Source organism: Pyxidicoccus caerfyrddinensis (genome assembly GCF_010894405.1).
Classification (GTDB): domain Bacteria; phylum Myxococcota; class Myxococcia; order Myxococcales; family Myxococcaceae; genus Myxococcus; species Myxococcus caerfyrddinensis.
This window is the reverse complement of record NZ_JAAIYA010000003.1, coordinates 618,343-634,621: the sequence shown is the minus strand read 5'-3', so window position 1 is coordinate 634,621 and position 16,279 is coordinate 618,343. Positions and strand designations below refer to the sequence as shown.

Below are 16,279 nucleotides of genomic sequence, written 5' to 3'. Positions count from 1 at the left end.
AATATCGGCTACTGAAAACTCCCCTGGCGGGCCGCCCTCCTGGAATGGTCCGCCGCGCCCCGCGTGTCATCATGCGGGCCCCGCCCAGCTCCGCATGGAAGCCCTCTCCCCCTCACTCGCCGCCGCCTTCACCGCCCTCCCCGAGCCCACCTATGTCCTGGACGGCCTGGGGCGGGTGCACGCCTGTAGCGTCGCGGGCGCGCGAGCGCTGGAGCGCACTCCCGCCGAGCTGACGGGCAGGTCCTGGGGTGAGCTGGGCGTGGCCGCGCAGGACGTGGCCCTGCTGGAGGCGGCGCGCGCCCGCGTGCTGAGCACCGGCGTCACGGACACGATGGAGCTGTCCTGGCCCACGGACCTGGGCCCGCGCCGGCATGTGCTGGTGCTCACCCCGCTGCCTGCGGAAGGGGGGCGCGCGGCGACCGTGCTGGTGACGGCGCGGCCCCTCATCGAAGCGGAGGCGGTGTACTCGCGCGCGCTGGAGTTGGAGCAGGCGGCGCGCTCGGAGGTGGAGCAGGCCGAGCGGCGGCGCTCGTTCCTCTACCAGGCGATGACGACGCTGTTCACCCATCCGCCGGACCCGCAGGGCATGTACACGCTGCTGGCGCACCTGGCCGTGCCCGACCTGGCGGACTGGTGCCTGGTGGACGCGCTGGAGCAGGGCCCGTGGGTGTCGCGCATGGCGACGGCGTGCCTGGACCCGATGCAGCAGGAGCGCGCGGGCTCGCTCCCCACGCGCACGGAGCTGCGTGACGACGCGCCAGTGGGCCTGCTGCGCGTGCTGCGCACCGGCGAGTCGGAGCTGGTGCCCGCGGTGACGGACTCGCTGCTGCGCGCCGCCGCCGCCGAGCCCGCGCACCCCGCGCTGCTACGGGCCCTGCAGGCGCGCTCGTACATGATTGTCCCGCTGCGCGCGCGCGGGCACACGCTGGGCGCCGTCACCTTCGTGGCGTCCGGCTCCGGGCGCCGCTACGGGCCGGATGACCTGGCGCTGGCGGAGGACCTGTGCCTGCGGGCCAGCCTCGCCATCGACAACGCGCGGCTGGTGGGCGAGTCCCGCCGCGCCGCCCGGGCTCGCGAGGATTTGCTGGCCGTCGTCTCGCACGACTTGAAGAACCCGCTGGGCGTGGTGCAGTTGGGCGCCGCGCTGCTCCTGCGCGGCGCGGGGAGCAAGCCCGGTGGAGAGAGCGTGGCGAAGCAGGCCACGCGCATCCAGGACGCGACGGAGCGGATGTCGCGGCTCATCTCGGACCTGCTGGACTGGGGCCGGCTGGAGGCGGGCGGGCTGCCGCTGGAGCTGGGCGAGCACACCGTGGCGGCGCTCCTCACCGAGGCGGTGGAGTCCATCCGCCCGCTGGCCGAGGCCAAGGGGCTGCACCTGAACGTGGAGCTGCCCGCGGGCGACGTGCGCACGCGGTGCGACCGGGTGCGGGTGCTCCAGGTGCTGGGGAACCTGCTCGGCAACGCGGTGAAGTTCACCGGGGCCGGCGGAGAGCTGGCGGTGGGTGCGCGGACGCGGGGCCTCGCGGTGGCCTTCCACGTGCGCGACACCGGCGCCGGCATCGCCCCCGAAGCACTGCCGCACATCTTCGACCGCTACTGGCAGGCGCGCGACGCGGCCAGCCGGGGCACCGGCCTGGGGCTCGCCATCGCCAAGGGCCTGGTGGAGGCGCACGGGGGCACCATCCAGGCGCAGAGCACCCTGGGCGAGGGCAGCACCTTCACCTTCACGCTGCCCGCTTCCACCGGCGCCGTCATGGCGTCGGCGACGCCGGGCGCGCGCGCGGTGTCTCACGACTGAGGCACACGGGCTTCGCCTCCGGCACGGCCCGCACCGCCGTCCGCGCGCGGCCCCCCACGGCTGACTCCCCCGCGCCGCCAACGACGCGGTCCTTGCCGGCCCGCCTCCGTCCGCGCGGTGACTCACGAAACACTCACGTGACACCGCCCCCGCGCCGCCGTCGCCCGGTACTCAACACCTGACACCCCGCGCACGACTGCCGTCCTCCGCCCGCGCGTCCTGGCGACGGCCCGGGCCTGTTCCGCATGTGGTGGCGGACACTGCGCGGGAAGGAGCCGTAACAGCCGGAGGACGCGGCGCCGGGGCCCGGTAGAGTCCCGCGCAGTCATGCTCAGCGCGGAGCCGCTCCCCACCGCCTTCTTGTTGACCCTCTGCGGCGTCCTGCTGGCGCTGAGCGTGCTGTTCAGCCGGGCCACGGGCCGCTTCGGCGTCCCCGTGGCGCTGCTCTTCCTCGGCGTCGGCATGGCGGCCGGCACCGACGGCCCGGGCGGCATCGAGTTCAGCGACTACGGCTTCGCCTTCCGGCTGGGCACGGTGGCGCTCGTCCTCATCCTCTTCGACGGTGGCCTCAACACGCCGCTGCACGCCATCCAGCACGCGCTGCGCCCCGCGGCCGTGCTGGCCACGGTGGGCGTGGTCGCCACCGCGGCCATCGTGGGCGCGGCCGCGCACCTGCTCTTCGGCTTCGCGTGGACGGAGGCCCTGCTGCTCGGCGCCATCGTCTCCTCCACGGACGCGGCCGCCGTCTTCGCCGTGCTGCGCGGCAGCGGCCTCACCCTCAAGCGGCGCGTGGGCACCACGCTGGAGCTGGAGTCCGGCCTCAATGACCCCATGGCCGTCATCCTCACCACCGCCCTCACGCACAGCGTGGCGAGCGGCAAGCCCCCCGGCTGGGAATTGCTGTGGGAGGCCGTGGTGCAGATGGCGGTGGGCGCGGGGCTCGGCCTGGGCCTCGGGTGGGCGGGGCGGATGCTGCTCAAGCGCCTGCGCCTGCGCGTCGCCGGCCTCTACCCGGTGATGACGCTGTCGCTCGCGCTGCTCGCCTACGGCCTGCCCACGCTCCTGCACGGCAGCGGCTTCCTCGCCGTGTACATCGTGGGCATCGCCCTGGGCAATGAGACCATCCGCTACCGCACGGGCCTCTTGCGCATCCACGACGCGCTGGCGTGGCTGTCCCAGGTGGGCATGTTCCTCGTGCTGGGGCTGCTCGTCTTCCCCCGGCGGCTGCTCGACGTGGCGTGGGAGGGACTGGGGCTGGCGCTGGTGCTCGCCTTCATCGCGCGCCCCCTGGCGGCGCTGCTGTGCCTGTGGCCCTTCCGCTTTCCCGCGCGGGAAATCCTCTTCACCGGCTGGGTGGGCCTGCGCGGCGCGGTGCCCATCATCCTCGCCACCTTCCCCGTCCTATCCGGCACGCACGGCGCGCGCGAGGTCTTCACCATCGTCTTCTTCATCGTGGTGGTGAACGGGCTCATCCCCGGCGCCACCGTGCCCTGGGTGACGCGCCGGCTGGGGCTGGCCTCCAACGCGCCCGAGCCTCCCCCCGCCGTGCTGGAGATTGCCTCCACCCAGCTCCTCAATGGCGAGCTGAGCGCCTTCTACATCGGCTCGGCCTCGGCCGTGGCCGGTGAGCGCATCTCCGATTTGCCCTTCCCTCCCGGCTCCGCCGCCATGCTGCTCGTGCGCGGACAGGAGCTGATGGCGCCCCGCGGCGACACCGTCTTCCAGACGGGAGACCACGTCTACGTCTTCTGCCACTCCGAGGACCTGCCACTGCTGCGCCTGCTCTTCGGCCAGCAAGAGGACGAGTAGCCCTTGCGCTTCGGGCCCGGAGGACCAGGGTGCTACGCAGGACAGAGCCCCCGGAATGGAGGTACATTCAAGGCCTCAACCTCTCGGCCCGGTTAGGGTGGGAACATGCGCCGCGAGCACGCTCAGCACTCCATCCTCGTGGTCGAGGATGACCAGGACATTCGTGAAGCGGTCGCCGAGCTGCTCGAGCTGGAGGGCTACGCCGTCTCCAGCGCCAGCAACGGTCAGGAAGGACTCAACGTCCTGGCGACCCTCCGCCAGCCCTGTCTCGTCCTGCTCGATTTGATGATGCCGGTGCTGACGGGCTACGAGTTCCTGGAGCGCCTGCGCATCACCGGCGCCCAGTCCCTGGTGCCGGTGCTCATCATGACGGCCAGCCACGTCACGGAGCTGCCCAACGGCGCCGTGGGGCTGTTGCGCAAGCCGGTGGAGATGACGCACCTGCTCCAGGCGGTGGCGCGCTTCTGCACTCACACCTGATTTGCCGCCGCCGCGCCGTCCATGCGAGGAAGGGCCATGTCCTTCCTGCATCAGGCGCTGGTCTTCCTCGCCGCGGCGGTGGTGGCGGTGCCCCTCTTCAAGAAGCTCGGGCTGGGGTCCGTGCTGGGCTACCTCACGGCGGGCGCGGTCATCGGACCGTGGGGCGCGAAGCTCGTCACCGACGTGGAGAACATCCTCCACGTGTCCGAGCTGGGCGTGGTGCTGCTGCTGTTCGTCATCGGCCTGGAGCTGCGGCCCTCGCGCCTGTGGGAGCTGCGCCGCTCGGTGTTCGGCATGGGCGGCGCCCAGGTGCTCATCACCGGCGCGGTGCTGGCCGGCGTGGCCATGGCCCTCGGCTTGAGGCCGGGCGCGGCCATCATCGCCGGCTTCGGCCTGTCGCTGTCCTCCACCGCCTTCGCGCTCCAACTCCTCGCCGAGCGCAACCAGCTCACCACGGGCTACGGGCGGCTGGCCTTCGGCATCCTCCTCTTCCAGGACCTGGCGGTGATTCCGCTGCTCGCGCTGCTGCCGCTGCTGGGTGACGGCGCCAGCGTCTCCACGGAGCCGGGCTGGCTCACGGGCCTCAAGGTCGTGGGTGTGCTGGTGGGCGTGGTGGTGGCGGGCCGCTACCTCATGCGCCCGGTGTTCCGCGCGGTGGCGTCCTTCCACAGCCAGGAGCTGTTCACCGCCACCGCGCTGCTCATGGTGGTGGGCACCGCTTCGCTGGTCAGCGCGGTGGGGCTGTCCATGGCGCTGGGCGCGTTCCTCGCCGGCGTGCTGCTCGCCGAGTCCGAGTACCGCCACGAGCTGGAGGCGGACATCGAGCCCTTCAAGGGCCTGTTGCTGGGCCTGTTCTTCATCGCGGTGGGCATGTCGGTGAGCCTGGGGCTCATCGTGGAGAAGCCGCTGCTGGTGGGCGGGCTGGTGGTGGCGCTGGTGGTGGTGAAGGGCGCGGTGCTGTACGGGCTGGGCCGCTTCAGCCTGAAGCAGGACGAGCCCGCGCTCAGCCTGGGCGTCGTCATCTCCCAGGGCGGCGAGTTCGCCTTCGTCCTCTTCGCGCTCGCCGTCTCCTTCCGCGTCATGGACCGCGCGCTCGCGGACCTGCTCGTGGTGGTGGTGGGCCTGTCGATGGCGACCACGCCGCTCTTGTACGCCGCGCACGAGCGGTGGCTGCGGCCGCGCTTCGCGAAGAAGGCGGCGGCGCGCGAGTTCGACGTGGCGCCCGAGGAGGACAACCCGGTCATCATCGCCGGCTTCGGGCGCGTGGGTCAGGTGGTGGGCCGCCTCTTGCGTGTGAAGCGCATCGGCTTCACGGCGATTGACGCGAGCCCCGAGCACATCGACTTCATGAAGCGCTTCGGGAGCAAGATCTTCTACGGCGACGCGTCACGGCTGGACCTGCTGCGGGCCGCGCGCGCGGACAAGGCGAAGGTGTTCGTGCTCGCCATCGACGACATCGAGGCGTCGGTGCGCACGGCACAGGCGGTGAAGGAGCACTTCCCGCACCTGACCATCTTCGCCCGCGCGCGCAACCGCGTGCATGCATACCGGCTGCTGGACATGGGCATCCAGCGGGTGATGCGCGAGACGTTCGCCGGCAGCCTGGAGATGGCGCAGGACGTGCTCATGGTCATGGGACTCACCTATTCGGAGAGCCACCGCGCGCTGGAGCGACTGAGGGACCACGACGAGGAGTTGCTGCGCGAGACGGCGAAGTTCCACACGGACGAGGCGAAGCTCGTCGAGATGGCCGCCAAGGCGCGCAAGGAGCTGGAGAGCCTCTTCGAGCAGGATGACAAGGAGCAGTCCAAGTCCGCATGAGCGGCCCCAACATGGGCGAGCACGTCCCGCGAATCCGCCACCATGCATCCGAGGCCGACGGCGCGGGGCTGCTCGTCCGGGAGGTCGTCCGGCTCGCGTTCTACATGCCGCATGACCACCACGACCTGGCGCCCCAGGTCCGCCGCGCGCTCGACCTCTACGTCCAGGCCGTAGGCGCGGCGCCGGGCATCCTCTCGCATGGCGAAGACCTGGAGGGCGAGCGGTTCCCGCTCGGCCAGGAAGGGTGGTCCCATGTCCGGAGCCTGCTGCGCCCCTTCGAGGGCTACCGCTTCATGGACGAATTCGCGAGCGAGGACGACACCCCCTTCCTCCGAACCCAGCTCAAGACGCAGAACGAGACGTCCGTCCTGCTCATCGGGCTGGAGCCCCAGCCCAACGGATTCTCGTTCAACTACCGGGCCCGCCTTCCATGGCGCACTCCGCCAGCAGGAAGCATGAGCGTGCTGAGCGCCACCCTTCCCTGCGAGTATCTGGAGGAACACGGCCCGGGCAGGGTGCGGGAACTCGCGATGGAGTGGGCCTCGTTGCTGAGCTTCTCCTCGGGGCATGTCGGGCTGGCGTTCGAGCTGTACGGGAGGAGGAGCCGCGCGCTGCCGCTGATTCGCGAGGCGCTCTTCCGATACCCGGCGATGGACCTGCCACAAGTCAGCGTGGAGTCGAACCTGGGCACGCGAGTCGATGGCGTGCACTGGCTGAACTTCCTGGGCCCTCCCGTACTGGCCGAGGTGGGTGGCGTGGAGGCACTGCGGGGTCAGCTGGGTTCGTCACGTACGCACGTGCAGCCGGTGGAGACCGAGCGAGCGGTGGTTGCGCTGGGCACGTGGCCCGAAGCAGGAGACCTAGCCCGGGGCGAAGACCTTCCCGCATACCGTGAGCTGGCTCGGGCATTGGAGTCACGCCTGAACGCGTTCGAGCCCCGCCAGGCCCGCTCATGGACGGGGTACACGGAAGAGGAAGTCAGGCGCTGGTGGCGCCGCTTCCTCGATTGAGCCGTTCCACTCCTCTCGCCGGGATGCACTTGAGCCGTCTCTCCAGATGGACGTTCTTCCTCGGCCCCCTGCTGCTTCAAATCGCCTGCGCCACGACGCATGCCGAACGTGGCACCCCTGGCCGGTACGAGCAGAGCCTGGACTCAGCGACAAGTGGTTGCCTCCGCAGCCTTGCCTGCGCCACCCAGGAGGGAAGTGACGCGGTCATCCCCTGGCTGTCGAGCGCCGCGCGGGCAACGGGCGCCGTCCTGACCGCCCTGAAAACACTGGAGGCCGCGGAGGTGGCGCGCATCGAGCACCTGCTCGTGCAGTGCGCCCGGGAAGCAGATTTCGAGGTCAACGAGCGCGAGTACGGGCGCGGCAAGAGACCGGACGATGCCGAGTGCGAACGGGTGGTCCGCTACGAGAATGGCAAGCCCGTGTTGCGCCGGATGGATCTGGGAACGATGAAGCACGACGTGGCCTTTGCCTGCGTCCGACGCGAAATCCTCAAGCTGTTCCCGGACAACGTCTCCATCGAGCCGCGTTACGGACTGGATTCCGCAACGGCCCGGTACGTGCTCACCCAGCAGTGGCGAGACTCGCTCAAGCCCGATGTCGTCCTTCACGCCGCTCGCGACCCAACCCGCATCCAGTGCGTCTACGACTTCAAGTTCCCCTGCTCCGCCGCGAACAAGAGCGACCCGCTCGGCAGCTCGGGGGTGAGTGCTCAGCTGGCGAAGTACCAGGAGCTCGGCGGCAACTGCCCGCCCGCCATCGTCACGCCCCAACTCGGAATCAACCGGGAGTGAGCAGCCGTGCCGTGCCAGGGAGGAGTGAGGCACAGGAAATCCCTGTTTCACCGAACCCCGCATTCAACCCAGCCGCATTCCTCCGTCTCAGGTGGACCCCATGGCGCACGAGCCCCGCTCCTCGCGTTTCCTCCTGTGACGCGCAGTGCACAGGAGACCGGCCGGCCTCGCGCGGAACGAGGAGCGGGGTATGGTTCAGCCCCGGATGTGCTTCTCGCTCCCCGCACTCCTCGTCCTCACACTCTCCAGCGCGCCCGGCCCCGCGCACGAGACGGGCACGGCTCCGTCCGGGGTGGAGACTCCTCGAGCGCTCGCCGCGGAATTGGGTACCAGCGTCGGACTCTTCACCGGCGGCTACGCCTTCGACGGTGGACGCTGGGAGGACGCGTACCTCGCCAACACCTCCTCCGCGCGCTTCCTGCTCGGCGGCTTCACGCTGGACGGCGGCCTGCTGTCGCTCTTGCCGCTGGAGCGCGGTGGCCCCGGCGGCAGCACCGCCGTCACCGCGCGCCTGGGCTACACCGGTGAGCGCTGGAGCGTCGTGGGCGGCGCCGTCATCGGCCTCGGCTACACCTCCCGGCCGCTCCTCCAGGTCCTGCCTTCCGTGAAGGGCCTCTACCGCGTGGGCCGCGTGGACCTCGAGGCCGGCATCTTCGATGCGAATGGACAGGTGCCCGCGCACCTCGGCGCCTCCTACGGGCCCGTGGGCCTCGCGTACGTCTTCCCGCTCGGCGGCCGTGCGCGCGTGGACATCCCCCTGGCCCCCCGCGCCGGCGTGCGCCTGGAGGGCTTCGTCTTCCAATACGGCGACGTGCGCACGTCGCTCGTCACCGTGGGCATCGTCGGCCGCCCCACCGCCTCCGAGCGCGTCGGAGGCCCGACATGAGCCGCCACGCCCTCGTCGCCCTCCCGCTGGCGCTGGCCGCGTGCAGCGACAGGCCCGCCTTCGACGCGGAGGACATCCGCCGCGCCACGCTGGGCACCGGCCTGCCCCAGGGCTTCCTGCTGGGCACCGCCACCGCCAGCCACCAGATTGAGGGCGGCACCACCAACGACTGGAGCGCGTGGGAGCAGGGCTCCTTCCCCGACGGCCGGCCCCACATCCACGACGGCAGCGTGTCCGGCGACGCGGCCCAGTCGTGGCAGCGCTTCGACACCGACGTGGCGCTGATGCGCCAGCTGGGCACCAACGCCTACCGCTTCAGCCTGGAGTGGAGCCGCCTCCAGCCCGCGCGCGGCGAGTGGGACGAGGACGCCCTGGCCCGCTACCGCGAGCAGGCCCACGCACTGCGCACCCAGGGCATCACCCCGCTCGTCACGCTGTACCACTTCACCCTGCCCCAGTGGGTCACCGACGCGGGCGGCTGGGAGAACCCCGCCACGCTCGACGACTTCGAGGCCTATGCCTCCCGCGTCGCCGCGGAGCTGGGCGGCGAGGTGGACTGGTGGTGCACCGTCAACGAGCCCAACGTGCTCGCGGTGTTCGGCTACCTCGACGGCGTGTGGCCTCCGGGGAAGAAGGACGCGAAGGCCATGGCCACCGCGCTGTCGCACCTCATCGAGGGCCACGCGCGCGCGGCCCGGCAGCTGCGCGCCCTGGACACGGTGGACGCCGACGGTGACGGGCACGCCACCCGCGTGGGCCTGGCGCACCACGTGCGCATCTTCCAGCCCGCCACCGGCTCCACCGCGGACGTCACCGCCGCGGGCCTCACCGACGCCTTCTTCAACGAGAGCGTCCCCCTGGCACTGCGCACCGGCCGCATCCGCCTGTCCGTGCCCGGCAGCGCGAGCATCGACCGCGAGGTGGCGGACCTGAAGGGCTCCAGCGACTACCTCGGGCTCAACTACTACTCGCGTGACTACGTGCGGCAGGACTTCCGCGAGGCGTCGCTCTCCAACCAGTACGTCCCCTCCGGGCGTCCGGTGAGTGACCTTGGCTGGGACATCTACCCCGAGGGACTGTATCTCTTCCTGCTCCGCTTCCGCGATCTGGGCATCCCCCTCCTGGTGACGGAGAATGGGATGGCGGACGCGGAAGGAAACCGGAGGCCGGAGTACTTCCGTAGCCACGTGTACGCGGTGGAGCAGGCAGTCAGAGAGGGGGCGGACGTGCGCGGCTACTTCCACTGGAGCCTCATGGACAACTTCGAGTGGGCCGAGGGCTACACGCCCCGCTTCGGCCTCTTCCGCGTGGACTTCGCCAGTCCGGACAAGGCCCGCGTCCCCACCGCCGCCGTGGAGAGCTTCCAGGACGTCGCCCGCAACCTCGGCCTCACGCCCATGCCCTGAAGGCGCACCCCACCCCGTGTTCACCCCTTGAGGGCCTCCGGCCCACCTCCCCACCGACGACGCATGGCTCCCACCTCCGCCAAGAAGCGCCAGCGCACCCCGGCCGCGCCCCCCTCCGAGGCGCCCGCCGTGCCGCTCCACGCGCTCCTGGAGGGCCTGCCGGACGCCTTCTTCCTGCTCGATGCCGGGTGGCGCTTCCTCTACATCAGCCCCCGCATGACGGAGCTGCTGGGAGGCTGCGGCGGCCCGGGTGACGACCTGCGCCGCGCGTGCCCCACGCTGCTGGAATTGCGCCGCCACCTGCGCTTCGACATCCCCGCCACCGAGCAGGCCGTCGCGCGCTTCGAGCATGGCTGGCCGGACCGGGATTTGTGCTTCGACGTGCGCGTGCGCCCGGTGGACGGCGGCCTGCTGGTGCACTGCCGCGACATCACCGGCGAGCGCCGGGCGCGCGACGAGCTGCGGCGCACCAGCGAAATCTTCCGCTCCATCCTCGAGGGGACGACAGACGCCGTCTACACCAAGGACCTCCAGGGCCGGTACCAGCTCATCAACTCCGCGGGCGCGAAGGCGGTGGGCTACTCGGCGGAGGCGATGATCGGCAAGACGGACGCGGAGCTCTTCGCGCCCGAGGTGGCGCGCGCCAACATGGCCAACGACCGGGAGGTCTTCGCCTTCGGCCGCACCGTCACCTACGAGGACGCGCAGCCGGGCGCCGAGGGCCCGCGCGTATGGCTGTCCACCAAGGGCGTGCTGAGAGACCCGGAGGGCAAGGTGTCCGGCCTCTTCGGCATCAGCCGCGACATCACCCAGCGCAAGTGGGCGGAAGAGGAAGCGCGCCGGCACGCGGAGTTCCAGGAGCAGCTCATGGGCATCGTCAGCCATGACATCCGCAGCCCGCTGGGCGCCATCATGAACTGGTCCCGCGTGCTGGCCGAGAGCGGCACCGCGGAGGAGGCGAAGCAGACCAGCAAGCGCATCGCCACCGCGGCGGTGCGAATCGAGCGGCTCACCCGCCTGCTGCTGGACTTCACGCGCACCCGGCTGGTGGGCGGCGTGGCCATCGAGCCGCGCGCCATGGACCTGAACGACCTGGCCGCGAAGGTGGCCCACGAGTTCCGCGTGGCCTTCCCGCAGCGCCTCGTGGAGGTGGAGCACAAGGGCAACACGCAGGGCACGTGGGACCCGGACCGGCTGGGGCAGGTGGCGTCCAACCTGGTGGAGAACGCGCTGAAGTACAGCCCGACGGAGACGCCGGTGCGCCTGGCCGTGCGCGGCGTGCGCAACAAGGTGGTGCTGGAGGTGCGCAACGCCGGCCGCCCCATTCCCGACAACCTGCTGCCCCACCTCTTCGAGCCCTTCCGCCGCGGCCCGCAGACAGCCCGCACGCTGAAGATGAGCTACGGCCTGGGGCTCTACATCGTCCGGGAAATCGTCCAGGCGCACGGAGGGACGATTGAGGTCACCTCCAGCGAGGACGAGGGCACCGCCTTCACGGTGACGCTGCCGCGCCGCTCGATGCCGACGAAGCCCAACGGGCCGCAGCGGCCACCGCCGTGAGCAACTCAGTCCAGGTAGCGGCGTAACAGGGCCGTCAGCTCCGCGCCGTCAAAGGGCTTGGCGAGGTAGTCCGTGCAGCCGCTGTCGAAGCCGGCCTGCACGCTGCGCGGCTCGGCGCGGGTGCTGCAGAGGATGATGGGCGTGTTGCGGGTGGGCTCGCGCGTGCGCAGCGCCCGGCACGTCTCCAGGCCGTCCAGGTGCGGCATGACGACGTCCAGGAAGACCAGGTCCGGCCGCTCCGTCTCGGCTCGCGCCAGGGCCTCCAGCCCGTTGCGCGCGGTGACGGCCTCGTAGCCCAGCTCCAGCAACATGCCCTGGTGCAACAGCAACACGGTGGCCGAGTCGTCGACGAGCAGCACTTTCTTGCGTCGCATGGTGCCTCCCGGCTTCACAGTGAGGCCACCGGCTGGCAGAGCTGGCGCAGGTGCATGAGCCGCGGCGGGCCCATGCCCAGGAAGCGCACGCCCATGCCATACGGGAAGGCCAGGCCGGTCCGCGGAACGAAGGGGTTGGACCACGCCACCACGCCGTGCGTCTCCAGCCGCTCGCGCGTGGTGGGCAGCAGGATGCGCAGCCGCACCGGCGTCCCCGGCCGCGGGGGCACCAGCGTGCGGATGATGAGGCCTCCGGGGCTCAGCGCGCTGGAGAAGCCGGACGTCCACTCCGTCTCGCGCGAGCCGCCCTCGCCGAACTCCACCGGGCAGCAGAAGGGCACCCGCTCCTCCACGTGCAGCGAGCCCGAGTCCCGTCCCAACAGCGCGTCGATGCGCGGCAGCAGTGCCGCCAGCCCCGGCGCCCGCGTCCCCGGCCCCACCGCCACGGTGAGCGCCGGCACGCCCTCCAGCACCGCCCGCGAGCGCAGCGTGGACAGCAGCTTCAGCGCCGCCAGCGGCCCCTCGCCCGAGACGAGCACCAGGTGCGGCACCACGCCGCCCTCCACCAGCCGCACCGCCGCGCCCTCCACGCTGGCGCTGTAGATGAGGTGGTGGCCGCACGCCTCCAGGAGCGCGCCCAGCCCGCCCCATGCGCGCGGGCCGCTCGACCCCGCCATCAGCACCACCCGGGGGGTGTAGCGCTCCACCGGGCGCGCCGGGGCCATTGCCGGCTCACCGGTGAGCACCGCCAGCCGGGCCCGCAGCTCGTGCAGGCGCAGGGGCGCCAGCAGGCAGTCCTCCACGCCCTCGGCCTCGCCCGCCTCCAGCACCTCGACCGGCGTGTTCGACTCCGCCACCACCGCCACCGGCGCCGCGCCGGAGCGCGTCCGCAGCGCGCTCAGCGCGGGGCCTCGCGAATCGGCCACCAGTCGCCAGTGCACCAGCACCAGCGCCGGGCGCACGCGCGCCATCTCCGGGACGGCGGCATCCAGCGAGGACACATGCAGGGGCTCACCGCCCAGCGCCCGCACCACCCGGGACAGCGCCAGCCACGGCTCACCCGAGGGCCCCACCCACAGCACGCGCGGCGATGCAGTCACCACGGCGGGCGGCGGACGGATGCGTCCTGATGCCGTCATCATGCGGTGCCTCCGTGTCGTTGCTTCCCCCCGGCACGCCCGTCTGTCTCTTAGATGTTCCGAGATATGAGAAACAGACACACGACGAATACTCCCCCTGGGCCGATTCCAGGGAGAGATGGGGAATACACGACACAGAGGGGGACACGGAGGCGAGCCTGGGGTCGGGAGGAGAACGCCTCCCGGGACCCCCGCTCCAAGCCTTCCGGACCGGGCGCGCGCGCCGCGCACGCGCACCGCGGACTTCAGACGCGGGCGACGTTGATGCCCGAGTCCACGGCCTGCAATTCGTCGCCGAAGGCCACGTTCACCGTCTCACCGGTGGGCGGGTCGTAGGGCGCGCGGCCCACCTGCTTCGTGCCGAAGCGGGGGAAGAAGGGCGCCAGCACGTACACGCGGAAGCACCAGCCGAAGAAGCTCACCGGCTTGAGGTCCGGGTGGATTTCGGACGCAATCTTCGCGTGGGCCTCGGGCAGCAGGCTCCAGTGCTGGCCCGGCATCTCGTGGTGCGCGGCGTGGAGGCCGTTGTTGAAGAGGAAGAAGTTGATGAGCTTCCCGGTGAAGCTGCGGCTGTGGTCGTGCTCGCTCCAGGGGTCCGAGTGGACGTGCTGGATGTAGTTGAAGAACATGATGGTCCACAGCGAGAAGAACGCCGGAATCAGGAAGGCGAAGGCCCAGATGCGCGCGCCGCCGGCCACGCCGTGCAGCACCATGGCCAGCCCCAGCAGCACCGCGTGCGTGCCGCCCCAGATGATGTACTGGAGGACAATCTGGCGGAACAGCGGGCGGTTGCGCTCCTTGGCCTTCTCGATGAAGGCCTTGGTCGGCTCCTGCTGCCAGTACGTGGAGACGAACGGGAAGAGGAAGGCCACCAGGAAGTTGTGCTTCTTGGAGTAGCGCCACGTAATCGTCGCGTCGCCCGCCTTGTTCACGAACTTGTGGTGGTTGAGGTTGTGCGTGGGAATCCACACGAACGTCGGGTAGCCGTAGAAGAGCGACAGCCACATGCCCATCGCCTCGTTCATCTTCCGGTTGCGGAAGGTGGGGCTGTGGTTGTGGTTGTGAGCGATGACTCCCGCGGACAGCGCCAGGTAGCAGGACACCGGGCAGAGGAACGGGATGAGCTCGGGCGCCGCATACATCGAAAGGGCGACCACGGGCATGGCCAGGCACCAGAGCATGGTCCTGCGGTCAGCGGAGTATCGAAGCATGGGGCGGATACTGCCCCAGCCGCAGTTCAAGGATCAAAACATCCTGGCGACTTGGGAGACGGGTCGCCCGGACGCCTGGTGTGTAGGCCCCCAGGCGCCGCTCACCCACCCGAGGACACGGGCCCTCAGCGGAGGTGGCGCTCCAGCAGCGCCACCATGTTCTCCAGGGGGGCGGTGGCGGTGGCCAGGCCCGCCTCCTCCACGGCGCGGGGCATGCCGTAGACCACGCAGGAGGACTCGGCCTCGGTGAGGACGGTGCCGCCCGCGGCGCGGATGGCGCGCGCGCCTTCGCGGCCGTCCTCGCCCATGCCGGTGAGCACCACGCCCACCGCGTCCGGTCCCCAGGCCTTCGCGGCGCTCTCGAAGAGGACGTCCACCGAGGGGTGGTGCGGCATGCGCAGCGGCTGCCGGTCCAACCGCGCCAGGCTCACCGCGCCGTGCCGCTCCACCTTGAGGTGGTGCCCGGCGCGCGCCAGCACCACGCGCCCCGGGCGCAGCTCCACGCCGTCCTCCGCCTCCAGCACCTCCAGCGCGCATTGCGCGTCCAGGCGCCGGGCCACCGCGAGCGTGTAGCCCACGGGGATGTGCAGCGCGAGCGCGAGCGGCGCGGGGAAGTCCGCGGGCAGCGACGACAGCAACCGGGTGAGGGCCTGCGGGCCTCCGGTGGAGGTGCCCACCACCACCAGCTTCCGGGACGGCCCGGACACCCCCGCCGGCGCGGGCGCGGCGGCCGGGGCGACGTCCGGAGCGGGGTGCGGCACCGCGGCCGCCGCCGTGCGCACCGCCTCCACCAGCTCCGCGCCCAGCTCGTAGAGCCGGTCCGTGGCGAGCGCGGTGGGCTTGTTCACCAACTCCACCGCGCCGGCATGGAGCGCGGACACCGCCAATTCGCTCTCCTCTCCCGCGCTGCTCACCACCACCACGCGCGGCGCGGAAGGGTTGGACGCGAGCGCCCGCAGCACGCCCAGCCCGTCCAGGCCGGGCATCACCAGGTCCAGGGTGAGCACGTGCGGGGACAGCTCCGCGATTTTCTCCAGCGCGTCCAGGCCGTCGCGGGCGGTGCCCACCACCTCCAGCCCTTCCGCGTTGGAGAGGACCTGCCGCAGCACCTTGCGCGCGAAGGCGGAGTCGTCCACCACCAGCACGCGGATGGGGGGGGTAGCCGTCGCCGTCATGGGCCCGCCTTGATGTAGAAGAAGGCGCCGCGCCGCTCCTCGCAGGTCAGCGCGGTGCCGAAGCGCATCAGCGACTCGGAGGTGCCCACCACCAGGTGGCCACCGGGCACCAGGGCCTTGCCGAGCGACTCCACCACCCGCAGCGCGGTGTCGTCCTGGAAGTAGATGAGCACGTTGCGGCAGAGGATGGCGTCGAAGGTGCCGAGCGCCGCCACCGCCGCCGCGTCCACCAGGTTGACGCGGCGCCAGTCCACCGCCGCCACCAACTCCGGCTTCACGTACGGCCGCCCGCCGCGCACCTCCAGCCAGCGCCCCTCCGCGCCCGGCGGCATCGCGCGCAGCGAGCGCAGGTTGTGCTCGCCGGTGCGGGCCCGCTCCAGCGCGCGGGTGCTCAAGTCACTGGCCACCAGCTCCACGCCGGAGAGCAGATCCCGCTCCGCCAGCATCATCGCCAGCGTGAGGGGCTCCTCGCCGGTGGCACACGCGGCGCACCACACCCGGAGCTTCCGGCCCTCGCGCACCGCGGGCGCCAGCACGTCCTCCACCAGCACCGTCAGCGGCAGCGCCTCGCGGAAGAAGTACGTCTCGTGCACCAGCAGCGAGTCCACCAGCGCGTCCAGCGTCTCCGGGCCCGCCGGGTCGTAGCGGAGGAAGTAGTAGTAGTCGAGCAGCGAGTCGAAGCCGGCGTCCAGCGCGCGCGCGGACACCTTCTCCTGCAAGAGGTCGCGGTCCTCCGGCGCGTAGTGCAGGCCCGCGCGCTGCTCAATCAGCGCGGACAGAATCGCGAACACCTGCGGGGACATGGGAAGCGAAGACATG

The 16,279-nt window shown here is 71.4% G+C and carries 14 protein-coding genes; 9 read left to right on the top strand and 5 right to left on the bottom strand.

Going from position 1 to position 16,279, the window contains the following annotated elements; translation table 11 throughout:
- Positions 1 to 94: 94 nt before the first annotated feature.
- The 9 genes from G4D86_RS09735 to G4D86_RS09695 all read left to right on the top strand — a co-directional run bounded on the left by G4D86_RS09735 (position 95) and on the right by G4D86_RS09695 (position 11,561).
- Positions 95 to 1,798, top strand: coding sequence for an ATP-binding protein (locus tag G4D86_RS09735; RefSeq protein WP_163991880.1), 1,704 nt, complete (start codon positions 95 to 97; stop codon positions 1,796 to 1,798).
- Positions 1,799 to 2,125: 327 nt separating this feature from the next.
- Positions 2,126 to 3,607, top strand: a complete 1,482-nt coding sequence (locus tag G4D86_RS09730) for a potassium/proton antiporter (protein ID WP_163991878.1) — start codon at positions 2,126 to 2,128, stop codon at positions 3,605 to 3,607.
- Between the two features lie 105 nt (positions 3,608 to 3,712).
- Complete coding sequence (locus G4D86_RS09725; protein WP_163991876.1) at positions 3,713 to 4,087, top strand: response regulator; 375 nt, start codon at positions 3,713 to 3,715, stop codon at positions 4,085 to 4,087.
- Positions 4,088 to 4,123: 36 nt separating this feature from the next.
- Positions 4,124 to 5,908: a monovalent cation:proton antiporter-2 (CPA2) family protein gene (locus G4D86_RS09720; protein ID WP_163991873.1), complete on the top strand. Its 1,785-nt coding sequence runs from the start codon at positions 4,124 to 4,126 to the stop codon at positions 5,906 to 5,908.
- Positions 5,905 to 6,918 (top strand): type VI immunity family protein, encoded by a 1,014-nt coding sequence (locus G4D86_RS09715; protein WP_240360146.1) that lies wholly within the window; start codon positions 5,905 to 5,907, stop codon positions 6,916 to 6,918. The genes G4D86_RS09720 and G4D86_RS09715 overlap by 4 nt, the downstream gene beginning before the upstream one ends.
- Positions 6,919 to 6,947: 29 nt before the next feature.
- Positions 6,948 to 7,709 (top strand): hypothetical protein, encoded by a 762-nt coding sequence (locus G4D86_RS09710; protein ID WP_163991871.1) that lies wholly within the window; start codon positions 6,948 to 6,950, stop codon positions 7,707 to 7,709.
- 190 nt (positions 7,710 to 7,899) lie between these two features.
- The gene (locus tag G4D86_RS09705) at positions 7,900 to 8,595 is read left to right on the top strand and encodes a hypothetical protein (protein WP_163991869.1); all 696 of its coding nucleotides are present in this window, start codon (positions 7,900 to 7,902) and stop codon (positions 8,593 to 8,595) included.
- Positions 8,592 to 10,001 (top strand): glycoside hydrolase family 1 protein, encoded by a 1,410-nt coding sequence (locus tag G4D86_RS09700; protein ID WP_163991868.1) that lies wholly within the window; start codon positions 8,592 to 8,594, stop codon positions 9,999 to 10,001. Before G4D86_RS09705 ends, G4D86_RS09700 begins: the two co-directional genes overlap by 4 nt.
- 63 nt (positions 10,002 to 10,064) lie before the next feature.
- Positions 10,065 to 11,561, top strand: coding sequence for a sensor histidine kinase (locus G4D86_RS09695; RefSeq protein ID WP_163991865.1), 1,497 nt, complete (start codon positions 10,065 to 10,067; stop codon positions 11,559 to 11,561).
- Between the two features lie 5 nt (positions 11,562 to 11,566).
- Here G4D86_RS09695 and G4D86_RS09690 read toward each other — a convergent pair whose 3' ends face one another.
- The 5 genes from G4D86_RS09690 to G4D86_RS09670 form a co-directional block, all read right to left on the bottom strand.
- Positions 11,567 to 11,935 (bottom strand): response regulator, encoded by a 369-nt coding sequence (locus G4D86_RS09690; RefSeq protein WP_163991863.1) that lies wholly within the window; start codon positions 11,933 to 11,935, stop codon positions 11,567 to 11,569.
- Positions 11,936 to 11,949: 14 nt separating this feature from the next.
- Positions 11,950 to 13,077 carry a PilZ domain-containing protein gene (locus G4D86_RS53745; protein WP_163991861.1) on the bottom strand — a complete coding sequence of 376 codons (1,128 nt, stop codon included), beginning with the start codon at positions 13,075 to 13,077 and terminating at the stop codon, positions 11,950 to 11,952.
- 242 nt (positions 13,078 to 13,319) lie between these two features.
- A complete protein-coding gene (locus G4D86_RS09680) occupies positions 13,320 to 14,237 on the bottom strand; it encodes a fatty acid desaturase family protein (protein ID WP_240360145.1) in 918 nt (305 codons plus the stop codon).
- Positions 14,238 to 14,410: 173 nt separating this feature from the next.
- Entirely contained in the window at positions 14,411 to 15,460 is a 1,050-nt protein-coding gene (gene cheB / locus G4D86_RS09675) for a chemotaxis-specific protein-glutamate methyltransferase CheB (RefSeq protein WP_163991859.1), read from the bottom strand.
- A complete protein-coding gene (locus tag G4D86_RS09670; protein WP_163991857.1) occupies positions 15,457 to 16,278 on the bottom strand; it encodes a CheR family methyltransferase in 822 nt (273 codons plus the stop codon). The genes cheB and G4D86_RS09670 overlap by 4 nt, the downstream gene beginning before the upstream one ends.
- Position 16,279 lies beyond the last annotated feature (1 nt).

Coding starts and splice junctions, on each gene's coding strand:
- G4D86_RS09735 (WP_163991880.1), top strand. CDS start 95: ATGGAAGCCCTCTCCCCCTCACTCGCCGCCGCCTTCACCGCCCTCCCC.
- G4D86_RS09730 (WP_163991878.1), top strand. CDS start 2,126: ATGCTCAGCGCGGAGCCGCTCCCCACCGCCTTCTTGTTGACCCTCTGC.
- G4D86_RS09725 (WP_163991876.1), top strand. CDS start 3,713: ATGCGCCGCGAGCACGCTCAGCACTCCATCCTCGTGGTCGAGGATGAC.
- G4D86_RS09720 (WP_163991873.1), top strand. CDS start 4,124: ATGTCCTTCCTGCATCAGGCGCTGGTCTTCCTCGCCGCGGCGGTGGTG.
- G4D86_RS09715 (WP_240360146.1), top strand. CDS start 5,905: ATGAGCGGCCCCAACATGGGCGAGCACGTCCCGCGAATCCGCCACCAT.
- G4D86_RS09705 (WP_163991869.1), top strand. CDS start 7,900: ATGGTTCAGCCCCGGATGTGCTTCTCGCTCCCCGCACTCCTCGTCCTC.
- G4D86_RS09700 (WP_163991868.1), top strand. CDS start 8,592: ATGAGCCGCCACGCCCTCGTCGCCCTCCCGCTGGCGCTGGCCGCGTGC.
- G4D86_RS09695 (WP_163991865.1), top strand. CDS start 10,065: ATGGCTCCCACCTCCGCCAAGAAGCGCCAGCGCACCCCGGCCGCGCCC.
- G4D86_RS09690 (WP_163991863.1), bottom strand. CDS start 11,935: ATGCGACGCAAGAAAGTGCTGCTCGTCGACGACTCGGCCACCGTGTTG.
- G4D86_RS53745 (WP_163991861.1), bottom strand. CDS start 13,077: ATGATGACGGCATCAGGACGCATCCGTCCGCCGCCCGCCGTGGTGACT.
- G4D86_RS09680 (WP_240360145.1), bottom strand. CDS start 14,237: ATGCCCGTGGTCGCCCTTTCGATGTATGCGGCGCCCGAGCTCATCCCG.
- cheB (WP_163991859.1), bottom strand. CDS start 15,460: ATGACGGCGACGGCTACCCCCCCCATCCGCGTGCTGGTGGTGGACGAC.
- G4D86_RS09670 (WP_163991857.1), bottom strand. CDS start 16,278: ATGTCTTCGCTTCCCATGTCCCCGCAGGTGTTCGCGATTCTGTCCGCG.